This is a genomic window from Sporosarcina sp. A2 (assembly GCF_050858885.1).
Lineage (GTDB): Bacteria > Bacillota > Bacilli > Bacillales_A > Planococcaceae > Sporosarcina.
Map to the genome: position 1 here is coordinate 2,579,904 of NZ_CP193898.1, position 12,672 is coordinate 2,592,575.

Annotated in this window: 11 protein-coding genes; 6 read left to right on the forward strand and 5 right to left on the reverse strand. The window is 40.0% G+C overall.

The genetic code is table 11. The features are described 5' to 3' along the window. Positions 1-187 precede the first annotated feature (187 nt). Positions 188-1,072, forward strand: coding sequence for a fructose bisphosphate aldolase (locus ACRPI0_RS13105; RefSeq protein ID WP_432353127.1), 885 nt, complete (start codon positions 188-190; stop codon positions 1,070-1,072). Between the two features lie 66 nt (positions 1,073-1,138). On the opposite strand, the gene ACRPI0_RS13110 is transcribed toward ACRPI0_RS13105, so the two are convergent. The 5 genes from ACRPI0_RS13110 to ACRPI0_RS13130 all read right to left on the reverse strand — a co-directional run bounded on the left by ACRPI0_RS13110 (position 1,139) and on the right by ACRPI0_RS13130 (position 6,371). Continuing rightward, positions 1,139-2,242: an FAD-dependent oxidoreductase gene (locus tag ACRPI0_RS13110; RefSeq protein WP_432353128.1), complete on the reverse strand. Its 1,104-nt coding sequence runs from the start codon at positions 2,240-2,242 to the stop codon at positions 1,139-1,141. Positions 2,243-2,404: 162 nt separating this feature from the next. Continuing rightward, a complete protein-coding gene (locus tag ACRPI0_RS13115; protein ID WP_432353129.1) occupies positions 2,405-2,818 on the reverse strand; it encodes a universal stress protein in 414 nt (137 codons plus the stop codon). 118 nt (positions 2,819-2,936) lie between these two features. Then, positions 2,937-3,920, reverse strand: coding sequence for an NAD-dependent epimerase/dehydratase family protein (locus ACRPI0_RS13120; protein ID WP_432353130.1), 984 nt, complete (start codon positions 3,918-3,920; stop codon positions 2,937-2,939). A 259-nt stretch (positions 3,921-4,179) separates the two neighbouring features. Then, positions 4,180-5,121: a methyl-accepting chemotaxis protein gene (locus tag ACRPI0_RS13125; RefSeq protein WP_432353131.1), complete on the reverse strand. Its 942-nt coding sequence runs from the start codon at positions 5,119-5,121 to the stop codon at positions 4,180-4,182. An 89-nt stretch (positions 5,122-5,210) separates the two neighbouring features. Then, positions 5,211-6,371, reverse strand: a complete 1,161-nt coding sequence (locus ACRPI0_RS13130; RefSeq protein ID WP_432353132.1) for a Gfo/Idh/MocA family protein — start codon at positions 6,369-6,371, stop codon at positions 5,211-5,213. A 283-nt stretch (positions 6,372-6,654) separates the two neighbouring features. Here ACRPI0_RS13130 and ACRPI0_RS13135 point away from each other — a divergent pair, with 283 nt between their 5' ends. The 5 genes from ACRPI0_RS13135 (at position 6,655) to ACRPI0_RS13155 (ending at position 12,623) form a co-directional block, all read left to right on the forward strand. After that, positions 6,655-8,025, forward strand: coding sequence for a spore germination protein (locus ACRPI0_RS13135; RefSeq protein ID WP_432353133.1), 1,371 nt, complete (start codon positions 6,655-6,657; stop codon positions 8,023-8,025). Positions 8,026-8,034: 9 nt separating this feature from the next. Continuing rightward, entirely contained in the window at positions 8,035-9,114 is a 1,080-nt protein-coding gene (locus ACRPI0_RS13140; RefSeq protein ID WP_432355963.1) for a GerAB/ArcD/ProY family transporter, read from the forward strand. Further along, positions 9,111-10,217, forward strand: coding sequence for a Ger(x)C family spore germination protein (locus ACRPI0_RS13145; RefSeq protein WP_432353135.1), 1,107 nt, complete (start codon positions 9,111-9,113; stop codon positions 10,215-10,217). The genes ACRPI0_RS13140 and ACRPI0_RS13145 overlap by 4 nt, the downstream gene beginning before the upstream one ends. 475 nt (positions 10,218-10,692) lie before the next feature. Next, the gene (locus ACRPI0_RS13150) at positions 10,693-11,859 is read left to right on the forward strand and encodes an MGDG synthase family glycosyltransferase (protein WP_432353136.1); all 1,167 of its coding nucleotides are present in this window, start codon (positions 10,693-10,695) and stop codon (positions 11,857-11,859) included. Positions 11,860-11,894: 35 nt separating this feature from the next. After that, complete coding sequence (locus tag ACRPI0_RS13155) at positions 11,895-12,623, forward strand: polysaccharide deacetylase family protein (protein ID WP_432353138.1); 729 nt, start codon at positions 11,895-11,897, stop codon at positions 12,621-12,623. The last annotated feature ends 49 nt before the right edge of the window (positions 12,624-12,672 follow it).

Consider the following 12,672-nt stretch of genomic DNA (forward strand, 5'->3'; position numbering starts at 1 on the left):
TCGATTATCCACGCTTGTGACTAGCATAGTTTTTTTCATGATCAACGATAAATGACTTCACGACCCGTGTAATAGCTAGATTCCCTATATTCATGGTAGAGTAAAGATATTAGGACAAGCTTTTATCAGTCCTCATCTTCATGATTTTTTCAGGAAGTTACACACTATTTAACGAGGAGTGAGTGGAATGAATGAAAAACAATTGGACAAGGTGAAAAACGGCAAAGGTTTCATAGCAGCGCTCGACCAAAGTGGCGGTAGTACGCCAAAAGCTCTTGCAGCCTATGGCGTCAACGAAGACGCCTACACGAACGAAGACGAAATGTTTACGCTCGTGCATGACATGCGGACTCGTATCATTACATCTCCTGCATTTGATGCCGATCATATTCTAGGAGCCATTTTGTTTGAACAGACGATGGATCGTGAAATCGAAGGTATGTACACAGCTGATTATTTAGCTGAAAAGAAAGGCATTGCACCATTCCTTAAGATTGACAAAGGACTTGCAGACGAAGAAAATGGTGTTCAGCTCATGAAACCAATCACTGATTTGGACGAAACGTTGAAACGTGCCAATGAGCGTCATATTTTCGGAACAAAAATGCGTTCTGTTATTAAAGAACCAAACGAAGCAGGCGTCAAAGCGGTCGTCGATCAGCAATTCGAAGTCGGTAAACAAATTATCGCTGCAGGTTTGGTTCCGATTATTGAACCTGAAGTCGATATTAATAGTGCTAATAAAAAAGAATGTGAATCGCTGTTGAAAACAGAAATTCTTAATCATTTGGATCAGTTAAAAGACGACGAAAATGTGATGTTGAAAGTAACGATTCCAACAGAGATGAACTTATATAAAGAACTTATTGAACATCCACGTGTAGTTCGGGTTGTTGCACTTTCTGGCGGATACTCGACAGATGTCGCGAATGAGAAATTGAAAGCAAATGATGGGCTGATTGCGAGTTTCTCTCGTGCACTTAGTCAAGAATTAAATGCGAATCAGACAGACGATGAATTCAACTCCGAGCTTAAAAAAGCAGTAGAGTCGATTTACGAAGCTTCAATCTAAAGGAAAACCCTGTGACAACCCGTTATCGGTTGCCACAGGGTTTTTACATTCAATGTATGTAGCGTGTTAGTCACTTGAAAGTCCGAATGAACGACTGTACGATTTTCCGGATTGCACCATGTCACGTACACAATTCAATCTCTCTGATTCGTACTTCTTCAATGCTGTTATTGCAGCGTTACCGTGGACTCCATTCGCGACACACTTCCCTAACTCTACTGCATCTTGTAATGATGTATTAAATCCACTCGCGGTAATTGGCGCAGGCACATGTGCTGCATCACCGATTAGTGCAACTCGCCCTTTAACCAGCACATCTGGAAGATATTCTTTTATTGGCGTACCCGTAATAGAACGTGTCTGAAGAGCATGCAACATCGCGGATTTCCAAGGGTCTTCCCACCTCGACGATACTACCGCCGCGAGTTCTGATAGAGTTTCTCCAGGTATGTCTGGTCCTTTCAATGAATGATTCACAACATTCCCTTCCACACATCCAAGAGAACGCAAAAGGTCATTCCGCGAATTGTCATACCATGTACAGCCAATGCGACGATTGTCGGTCGTATCCAAAGAATTAATGATTGACCCAAACAAAAAGCCATTCAAACTATCCAACATTGTCACTTCAGGATGTTTGTTTCTAGGACGCATGTACTCGGGTAGAACGTCCTCGTTTGTGGAGGCAATCCACACCATGTAGCCCGCAAATTTAGCTTCGGGATTATTTGGTGATACATGACGACGGACCAAACTGTGATGTCCGTCTGCCCCTATTATAATGTCCGCTTGAATGACGTCTCCTCCCATCGTCTCAACCCATGCAGAAGTTTCATTCTGTTGAATCAATTCAACGCGCGTGTTATAGCGGATTTCAATTTTCGAATCCCCGTCTACTTCTTTTCTTAACCGAGATTCAATCGAAGACCATAATTGAATGGAACGTCTTCCGCCTGATGCCAAGTTTCGTAATAACTGTTCTGTTCCAGTTGCATGAAATCCTGCCGCATCCACTTGTAACCCAGATCCTGAGCGATGGTCTGAACCTACTTTCTCTAGCACCTTCACGTGAATTCCTTCACGTGCCAATGCGATTGCTGTCATGAGTCCTGATAGTGAAGCTCCGATAACGATGGCTGATCCGTTCTGCGTTTCGTTCGTTTGTTTCACGACAATCCCTCCCGTTTAAGACGTGTATATAATCGTTATTCTTCTATTTTATCAAACAAAAACGAATGACAAGAATTCATCTAGATTTATTAGTAAACAAAAGACCCGCATTTGTTGCATGTTAGCAACATTACGAGTCTTTTAGAGTTGACCAAGATTTTTTTATTTCACAATTGTAACAGGGCACCGCATACGCTTTATAACCTTCTCACTGACACTACCGAACACTAGACCTTTAAACGCATTCAATCCACGGCTTCCAATAACTATATGGTCGACCTCGTTTGCATTAACATACTTGATAATAGTCGGACCTGTTTGCCCTTTAAGCAAGGTTATAGTTGGCTCTACACCTGCATCCCTAGCTAAGTTAAGGATAGGTAAAATGTTCTTTTTCTGGTAAGCTGCTAAGCTTTTCGGACTTTGCGTTAGTAACCGTTCGTCTTCCACCTTATTGAAATCAGTTACGAAAATGATTTCTAACTGCGTCTCTGGCAAATACTCGACGAGCATCAATGCATGTTGCGTTGCACGTATTGCACTCTCTGAACCATCCACTGCTACCGCAATATTCATGGTCGCCCTCCTTACCCTTGCTTGTAATACCACCGATTCTATCAGACCTCTCCCAGATTTCAAGCATTGCGCCAAATTTTTACCCGTAACACGATGCGGAAACACGTTTCTTCAGGACTTATGAACGCATCTCTTCAGCGCACACTGCCAATGTCTTTCTGATTTCAGCCCTCACATCGTCTTTCTGATACTTTAAAACCGACATCGTCGCTTCCGGAACTAGGAATGCATTCCGATTTTGCATGTCAATCTGTTTTTCCATATGGATGGCATGCTCTTTTCCTTCTGCTGCAACTGTTTGATCCATCTTCTTGGCTGACGGCCTCAACATATCCAGTGAAGCCTTCTCTATGATTGTGTCCGTTTGTCCAAGACTTTCTGAAATCATCTGGTAGAACTCATCGTACTTCATGTTGATGCCAGATATCGCATACGTCCCTCGATGCTCTCCATGTTCCAGGGCACCGACCGCCGCTTCCGCCACTTGTTGCGTGGTCACCATTGCAGTTCCGCCAGCTGGAACTTTCACAACATCCTGACCTTGTACACGCGGGAAAAAGCTTATCCATAAAGGCGTGCGATGTGGCATCGTCCCGAATATGTACGGCAATCGTAGCGACATGACTTCCATCGCTCCTTCACCTTCCATGAATGCAACTTCTTCCTGCAATATTCTTGTTTTCACATACGGTTGTTCCTGCAACTTCAAATCTGGCCACATCTTTGCAGTCTCCGTATGGTATGATCCGAAAATCACAAACTTCTTCACACCTGCCAAACGCGCTAATCTTGCTAGTCGTTGGGTCGGCAACACATTCTTTTCATAATAAAATTTCATCGCAGGAGCTTCAGGAAGTGTCCGCTCGTCCAATCCTGCTGCATAGATAAATGCGTACGTCCCGGTTAATAAATCAAGTACTTGTTCATCCTTCATTTCATTAATATCTCCAACAAGGCGTTCCTCTACTTCTTGTGGTAACACATCCTCCATCACTTCTTTATTGCGTGCAATCGTGGAAACTTCATAATTCTTTCGGAGTAACTCTTCTATTGTCGCCATTCCTAACAAACCAGTTCCACCTAAAACAAAGACTTTTTTCATCTGGCATTTCTCCTTTTTAGTTCGTATCCAAGTCTTCTACCCCTGTTTCCATCTGATTAATCCGTTACCAAAGTAGTGCGAAAATAATAAATAAAAAAGGTACAGCCTCTAATCTGTAAAGGTCATATCCTATCAATGTTTCATCATCTGATTTTAAATCGTATGAGTACTCCTAACGAATCTGAGACCCTTTTTTCAACCATACAACTTCCATAGAAAAAAGGCATAATCCTGTTAGGAGCATGCCTCATTTCGCGAGTTAGTATTTTACTGTCAATTGACGAATACCATTCTCAAGTCTTTGATCAACTTCCTTAGCATCTTCAATGTGTTCAATAATTAGACCATGTGCTTGTGAAAAGAGGCTCTTCGCGTCTATTAATTCGCTTTTCACTTCTGCAGATAATTCTTTTTGCTCTTCTATCATCGTTTGGATGGAACCAATATCTCCTTGACTCTTTTCAATTGTATTCAAAATGCTCTCGATTTTATTAGCTGTAGCTAGGCTAACCTGCACGCCTTTATCTACAAGTTCAGCACTAGTTCGCGTTGAATCCAATGCTTGCTTTATTTCGTCACGTAATGACGAGGTCAATGCTTGTATGCTCGCTGTACTTTTCGCTGTACTTTCCGCTAATTTACGAACTTCTTGCGCAACTACAGCGAATCCTTTTCCAGATTCTCCAGCCCGTGCTGCTTCAATTGATGCGTTTAATGCAAGTAGATTGGTTTGGGTCGCAATACCATCAATCACACCTACAATTGACTGTATTTCATCTGAGCGTGCACTCAAATTAGCCATATTCTGCTCCGATGCCTGAATTTGCACACCGAGATTTTTAATGACTTCTGCAGTTGCATTTACTTCATGCGTCCCCTCAGTTGCTTCAGTAACCATCATGTGTGATTGGTTTTCCAAAGAACGACCTTTGTCATACAATTCTTCTGACTTTTGAGTAGTTCGTTCACTAAGTTGATCAATGTTATCGAAACGGTCTTCAATTTTACCCACCGCATCACCTAGCACACTATGTTGACCATTCACTTTCTCGTGTTGAACTACAGCAGCTGCTAACTCATCTCTCAACTCCAGTAGACGACTTTGGTCTTGCTCGTCTTTTATGGCATGACTTTGTTTTAAAGCAGTTAGTTCCTCTTGGATGTTATCAGTCGTTACCGGTTTACTTTTACTTTTAAACATTAGAATTCCCCCACGTTTTCTTTATGTTCATAATTATAGCACAAAGCGACCTATTCGCTGCGGATACATGAGGGTCTGAAGTCTTATTTTCACGCTTGGTATGAGCTGGAAAATCCTGATTCCTGTGACACATGGACAACTCCGCCACCCATTCGAATCGACTCTGTCGCTGCACACCCAACGGCAACACTCATTCTTCCTGCAAATGGGGTTGTGAGCGGTTGTTTGTTACGAAGTACAAGTTCTATAAAATCTTGAGCAATCTTCGGATCAGCACCACCATGACTACCTACCTCAGGCTTCATATCATAGGTAACATTACTAAACTCATTCCAAGTGTTGGTTTTACGTGTCTTCAAATACACTTTACCGTTGACTTCGTCGTTTTCAATCCGACCGTTTGTACCGATAAACGTATAGTTCCGTTCATAATCTGGTGTGAAGTGACATTGTAAGTAGGAGGCTTTGACGCCGCCTTCTAGTTCCATAATAAGCATATTATTATCCTCAACATCTACTTCTTCGCGGAACGCGCACTCTGTAAAAGTATTCGGAACATACTCCGGACACGTATTTTTCAACGAACACTCCGGACACGTCAAATCATTTGGCATATCACCGCCGAAATAGTCAAGACCGCCGAATGCAGACACTTTCGTTGTATACCTCCCTGAAATCCAGTGGATAACGTCTAAATCATGAGAACCTTTCTGTAGGAGGAGTGAAGTAGTTTTATCACTTCTTGCGTGCCAATCATGGTAGTAGTAATAGCCACCCAATCCGACAAAATGGCGAACCCACACCGTTTTCAACTCTCCAATTGCTCCTGAGTCAATTAATCCCTTCATCGTCTGGTACATGCTCATATATCTCATATTGAAGCCAACCATCAAATGCTTACCTGATTTCCCCCATGACTCGATGATCCGGTCGCATCCTTCCACTGTAATTGCCAGCGGCTTTTCAGAATACACATGCTTCCCTGCTTCTAAGCACGCAATCACATGTTCTTCGTGTAGATAATCTGGAGATAGTACAGCGATTGCATCGATATCATCTCGTACCAATAACTCTTTATAATCTTTCGTTAGAAAAATTTTTGTGCCTACCTCTTCTTGAAATTTCTGTTGACGCTCTTCCGATAAATCCGCCAATGCAACAATCTCAGATTCACCTTCAGGCTTATGCCAATATAGCGCTAGATTCCTTCTCAATCCCGCTCCAATGACTCCAATTCTTACTTTTTTCATATGTACACCTCTTTTATGTATAGATAACTTTATCACTTGTACATTTCATTTAGACCTTTATATAACAGCAATTATTAAACCTTAAAGTAACTATAACATACAGCAATCGATGAAATTTCCTAGTTGGGAGTATTACTATCCTTGTAATTATAGAATCTGATTGCTTATAGATATTTTGTAATTCATCCCCAATTTGAATAAACCATCACGCTTAAGGAAATATTAACCTTATTACTACCTTAATCTGAAAGTGGGGATTCCAATCGAAGCACTAAAATCCAAATTGGCTGGTATTGAGGATGCCGTATTCAAACAGATTGAGACTTTTGAAGACCAAGTGACACTTATCTATTTCAGTTCTCTTGTCGACAAACTCACACTGCACCAGATGGTTATTCGTCCCCTTTCGGAAGGAACTTTGAAATTCTCGTCTGATGTAATTGAACAACATAACATTTCCGAAATAATTTCTGCAATCACGGAAGGAAGCACGATTGCCTATTTTCCCAAACAAAATGTCTACTTAAAAGTAAATACTTTCAGCGCACCCAATGCTTCGATTACAGTTACCGATACAGAATCTACCGTAATTGGTCCCACTAACGCATTTACCGAATCACTAGAAACCAATCTATCCCTTATTAAACGAAGAATTCAAAATCCGGACTTAAAGAGCAACAACTTTGTTATCGGGACAGAAACCCATACGCACGTTACGGTTCTATATATGGACAACATTGTTAATAAAGAAAACCTAGACATAGTGATTGATAAAATCCAGAATGTAAATCACCCTGGATTTAATGATAGTTCTATTTTACAAAAGTTAATGGACGATCATCCTTTTTCACCATTTCCCCAATACCATGAAACAGATCGTCCAGATAACGCCGTGTCCGCCCTATTGGATGGGCGCATAGTCATTCTGATGAATAACAGTAATGGGGTAATCGTTTGTCCTATTTCATTTTTCGAATTGTTCATATCTCCCGAGGATTACTACAACCGCTGGATGACAGCATCGCTTCTACGCACAATACGTTTCTTTGGTTTTTTCTTAACTATTATCGTGACTCCTACTTACATTTCAGTTTTAACCTATCACCCTGAAATGTTACCGTTTGATGTTTTACTAAACCTTCAAGAATCAAGGGAGAAGGTACCTTTTTCACCTTTCATGGAAGTCCTGTTCATGGAACTGGTTATAGAGATATTGAGAGAAGCCGGAGCTCGAATGCCCACGAAGATTGGTCAAACGATCGGTATTGTTGGAGGTATTGTAATCGGAACGGCTGCGGTTGAAGCGCACCTTGTAAGTAATACATTGATTGTCCTCGTGGCAATATCAGCACTATTATCCTTTTTACCACCAAACTTCATCATGAGTAACACAAGCCGTTTTATGAGGTACATCTTTATTTTGGCAGCGGGCATGTTTGGACTATATGGTCAAATGATTGCATTTGCATGGTTGTTCCACCATTTATTAACGCTAACTTCATTGAACGCCGCCTACATGACGCCCATTATCCCTAGAAAATCATCGGATCTACTAGATTCATTTGTTCGTATGCCAGCAAAATTCCTTAAACACACTCCCGGTATTGCTAAAGCACAAAGTAAGAAAAAACCTCCGGTTGAAAAGGAGGAATAAGCAGTGGATATGAATAAAGCAAAAGTCTTAAACCGTTATCATGTAATATTCCTTATTCAGAATGTAATTGTTGGGACATCAGTGCTATCTTTGCCAAACAGATTGAGTGCCATGGGCTACAGTCAATGGTGGATGCCTTTGTTATTTGGGGTTGTCGCGAACTTACTCCTTATCCCTATCATTTGGTTAGGCTTGCAGTATAAAGACGATACACTATTCGACATTCACGAAAAGCTCTTTGGTAAATGGATTGGAAAAGTTATTAATACAATGCTTCTTTTATATTTTATCGTTATAATTTCGGCTGTCTGTTCGAGTTATATTGAATTAGTTCAAGTTGTGGCCCTTACAAACCGCAAGATTACTGCTCCGTTACTAATCTTTATATGTATGGTTGTCTATATTGCGAGTGGTGGTATTAAATCCATTGCAAGGTTTTGCATGATCAGTTTTTTTTTAACATTATGGTTTATTTACTTTTTGAAATGGGGGGTAATGGATGGGAACATCAGTCATACGCTACCTCTCTTAAACTTCACGAAGGAAGAGTTTTTCACAGCATCCAAAAAAGGATTAATGGCGATTGGCGGTTTCGAACTAATCTCATTTTATTTCCCATACATCATCAACCAGAAAAAAGCTTTGAAACACGCTTCGATTGGCTTATGGATTAGCATAGGATTCACATTCTGTTTTTCACTCGTAAGTGTCATGTTTTTCTCACAATGGCAGCTTAAAAATGTATTGTATCCAGTTCTTAACTTGTTCAAAGAAGTTGAGTTATCCTTTTTGGAGCGTATTGATGTACTGGGCATCACAATGTGGGTATTCCTGATTCTATCTACTGTTGCCGCGTATTTATGGGTCGCGAAACAGGGATTGGATTCAATTCGTTCAACTTCTAAAAAGATTCATCTTTATATAATAGCTGTAGTAGTTTTCATAGTCGTTAAATTCCCCTACATGGAAGAGTTTCAAAAACTAATCTTTGAACGTGTATTTTACTTGATGTATGCGATGTTTTTGTGGCCCATTTTACTTTGTATACTCCACATCCTTAGGCCAAAGAAGAGCGAGGGTCTCAAATGAGGAAAGTTATAAACCTATTTCTTCTCGTAAGTGTACTTTTCATAACTGGATGCAGTGATCGTGAACAAACACAACCGTCATTAGAAGATTTGGCTCTAGCAAGCAGCATCGGTTTTGACCTAGGCGACCATGAAGAAATGAAGATGACTGTAGGAATTCCACTGCCTCCCAACGATTCCCCTGTCCCAACACAAGTATTTTCTATTCATACAAATATGATTCAAGAAGGTCTTGTCAAATTATCTTCAAAGTCGGACAAAATGATTGTTTTAAATCAGCTGCGGACGCTATTATTTAGCGAGGAATTTGCAAGAAGCGGAAAGGTGACCGAAGTTGTGGAACATCTATATCGAGATTCAACACTCGGAAATAATGTCCGCCTTGTTATTGTAAAAGATAATGTAGAAGATGTTTTGAACGGGAATTACTCAGAAAATGAACACATGGACGCCTATTTAAATGATTTGTTTCAACCAAATTTGCATAACTCATTCAGTCCTTTTACATCGATACACAATTATATGAATTCGCAAACAAGTCCCGTATACCACACGATGGTTCCCTATTTAGAAAAAAAAGAGGATTCGCTGAAAGTAACCAAAATTGCTTTGTTCGATAACGAAAGAATGATTGATACAATTTCCACTGAAAAGTCATTATTAATCCAAGCTTTAAGTGGATTGAATAAGCTATCCCCGCTATCAGTAACTTTTGATGACAATGAAATAGATAAAGAAGCTTTTTTAGAGCAAATCGATAGTAAGGTGAAGATATCCAGCAATAAAAACATTGAAACCCCAAAGGTATCTATTAAGCTTAAAATAAAAGCAGTACTAATTGAATATAAAGGGGATCGCGACTTAAATAATAGTAAACAATACAAAAAGTTGGAAAAGGAAATTAACGCACATCTAAAAAAAGAGATTGAAGATACCCTTCATTACCTTCAGGAAATGGAACTAGATCCAGTTGGCATTAGTGAACATTTTAGAATGTATTACAAAGGGAAATGGACAGAGGAACTCACAAAGAAAATGACTTCTAACTTAGACTATAATGTGGATGTCGATTTTAAAATTAGAAATACGGGAACATTACGTTAAGATCGATAATTTTTTTCAGGCAACTATCAATCATATTTTAACGAGTCATAATTAATACTTGTGTAGTTGCTGTGTTAGAACTCAGAAGGTCCGCAATCTTGGCTGCCAGCAATATTTCGAGTCAAAAGACACATGTCCGTATGATTGCGATGCTACAAACCAAACCATGATCCTAATTCTTCCACAAGTATTTTTTCCAGTGTATCAAACGAGCTAGATTGTTTGATGCACTGGCTTTTTTATGTTGAGGAAAGATTTTGCAGATCATTGCTCATCCCTTGTTGCTCATAGAAAGTAACATTTCGGGAAAGCTAACTATTATTCCGGAGAATACTTTGAAATACCCGATTTTTCGTTGAATATTAAGGAGCACTGATTCATTAAATCCCTCCTTCTTCGTCACTGACAAATCTTATCATTACGAGCCTGTTCCGTAATGATTATTATAGAAATATGATTAATGAGGTGTGAATTCATGCATTCGGCAAAAGACTATAACCTATTACTTCTATGCGGAAATTTGGGTGATGGCCATAAGCAAGCTGCCTACGCAATTGCCGGATCCGCACGGGAAAACCGATCCGATATCATAACGACCGTGATTGACTTTGCAGAATGGACACACCCACACATACATGTCGTCGGCAGTTATTTTTACACGAAATGGATTGAGAAACTGCCTTCACTATACGGTTACTTATTCCAAAAGACGAGAATAGACAATTCACTTTCCTCTGCACTTTTAAAGAAACTCCAGATATACACATTAAACCGACTAAGCATATTGTTGAACGATGTCCGTCCTTCTGTAGTCGTGAGCACTTTCCCATCCGCAGCAGCCGCTATGTCTATGTTAAAAGCAAATGGGTTAATAACGATACCAACGATTACGGTCATCACAGACCATACTGACCATAGTTATTGGATACACCCGCAGACTGACCTTTATTTAGTTGGTTCTGAGTATGTCCGCTACGGTCTGTTACGTCAAGGTGTGCCCAACCACAAAATTACTGTAACGGGAATTCCAATCCATTCACAATTCAGTCTAACCTATGACCGTCAACAACTGCGTGAGAAACATTATGTGAAGCAAACAATTACGACTGTGTTAATAATGGGCGGTGGTTTAGGTATGATTAGTAGGTCATTCCTTCATATGCTTCAAAGTGACACTCGCTTGAATCCGATTCAATTCATTGTGATTTGTGGGCGCAATAAAAAGTTACAGCAGAAACTTACGGAGCAACTGAAAAACCAAAAACATCGATTTATTGTGAAAGGTTATATTGATTATATCCACGAACTGATGGCACTTTCCGATATGATCATTACAAAACCAGGCGGGCTAACGACATCAGAAGCTGTCGCTCTTGAATTGCCAATGATTTTGTACAAACCGCTTCCAGGTCAAGAACAAGATAATGCTGCTTTCTTATTGCACGCGGAAGTAGCACTTCAAGCGAAAGATGATAAAAGCCTTTTAGAACAACTGGTGAATACCTTACATGATCCAAAAATGTTGTCCACACTTAGAATGAATGCAAAAAAAGTGCGGACAAAAAAAGCCGCTTATCACGCTTTGACTAGGATAATGGATACACATAGCAAGTTTTATTCAAATTCTACCAATCGTTCTTGATAAACAACTAGTTATAACAGAAAGGGAGATGAATTGTGCGAAAGAGCTTGCAATGGGCTGGACTTAGTTTACTCGCCATGTACATGCTTCTCCCCTGGATTCTGACAAGAATATTAAATATCGGGGTTTTTAGAAGAGGCCGCAAGGATGGACGAATTGCATTTACTTTCGATGACGGTCCGGATCCTTTGTATACGCCAAAGTTATTAACTCTCCTTAAAAAGCACGAAGTGAAAGCAACTTTTTTTGTCCTAGGGCATAAAGCAAATCAGCATCCTGACATCATACGTAGAATTCACGAAGAAGGTCATCAAATTGGGATTCACAATTATACACACCGCCCAAATTGGTTAATGATGCCCTGGACTACTACTAACTTTCATCTCAAAAAGACGTCTGCAATTATCGAATCAATAACAGGTACAAAACCATATTATTACCGCCCCCCTTGGGGAATCATTAATATTTACGATCTTTTCTTTAGAAAAAGGTATGAAATCGTGCTTTGGTCTATGATGCCTGGTGATTGGAAAAGAGATGTCAGTAGAAGTCGCTTAAAAGGCTTGTTGCTACGTAATATCAAGAATGGATCTGTCATCGTGCTTCATGATAGCGGGGATACAATTGGATCTGATTGGGATGCTCCGAAGTATATGATGATTGCTCTGGACGAAGTATTAATAGACATAAAACAAAGAGGACTACATTGTGTACGCATAGATGAAATGGTGGGAAATGCAGATGTTGAGGATCGTATAAGGTAATAGTAGTTCCCTCTTGGATCTATACTATTCGAGTAGTAAATCATCATAC

What these genes read in the sequence shown, in the direction of transcription:
- ACRPI0_RS13105 (WP_432353127.1), top strand. Translation starts at nt 188, where the DNA reads ATGAATGAAAAACAATTGGACAAGGTGAAAAACGGCAAAGGTTTCATA.
- ACRPI0_RS13115 (WP_432353129.1), bottom strand. Translation starts at nt 2,818, where the DNA reads ATGAATATTGCGGTAGCAGTGGATGGTTCAGAGAGTGCAATACGTGCA.
- ACRPI0_RS13120 (WP_432353130.1), bottom strand. Translation starts at nt 3,920, where the DNA reads ATGAAAAAAGTCTTTGTTTTAGGTGGAACTGGTTTGTTAGGAATGGCG.
- ACRPI0_RS13125 (WP_432353131.1), bottom strand. Translation starts at nt 5,121, where the DNA reads ATGTTTAAAAGTAAAAGTAAACCGGTAACGACTGATAACATCCAAGAG.
- ACRPI0_RS13130 (WP_432353132.1), bottom strand. Translation starts at nt 6,371, where the DNA reads ATGAAAAAAGTAAGAATTGGAGTCATTGGAGCGGGATTGAGAAGGAAT.
- ACRPI0_RS13140 (WP_432355963.1), top strand. Translation starts at nt 8,035, where the DNA reads ATGAATAAAGCAAAAGTCTTAAACCGTTATCATGTAATATTCCTTATT.
- ACRPI0_RS13145 (WP_432353135.1), top strand. Translation starts at nt 9,111, where the DNA reads ATGAGGAAAGTTATAAACCTATTTCTTCTCGTAAGTGTACTTTTCATA.
- ACRPI0_RS13150 (WP_432353136.1), top strand. Translation starts at nt 10,693, where the DNA reads ATGCATTCGGCAAAAGACTATAACCTATTACTTCTATGCGGAAATTTG.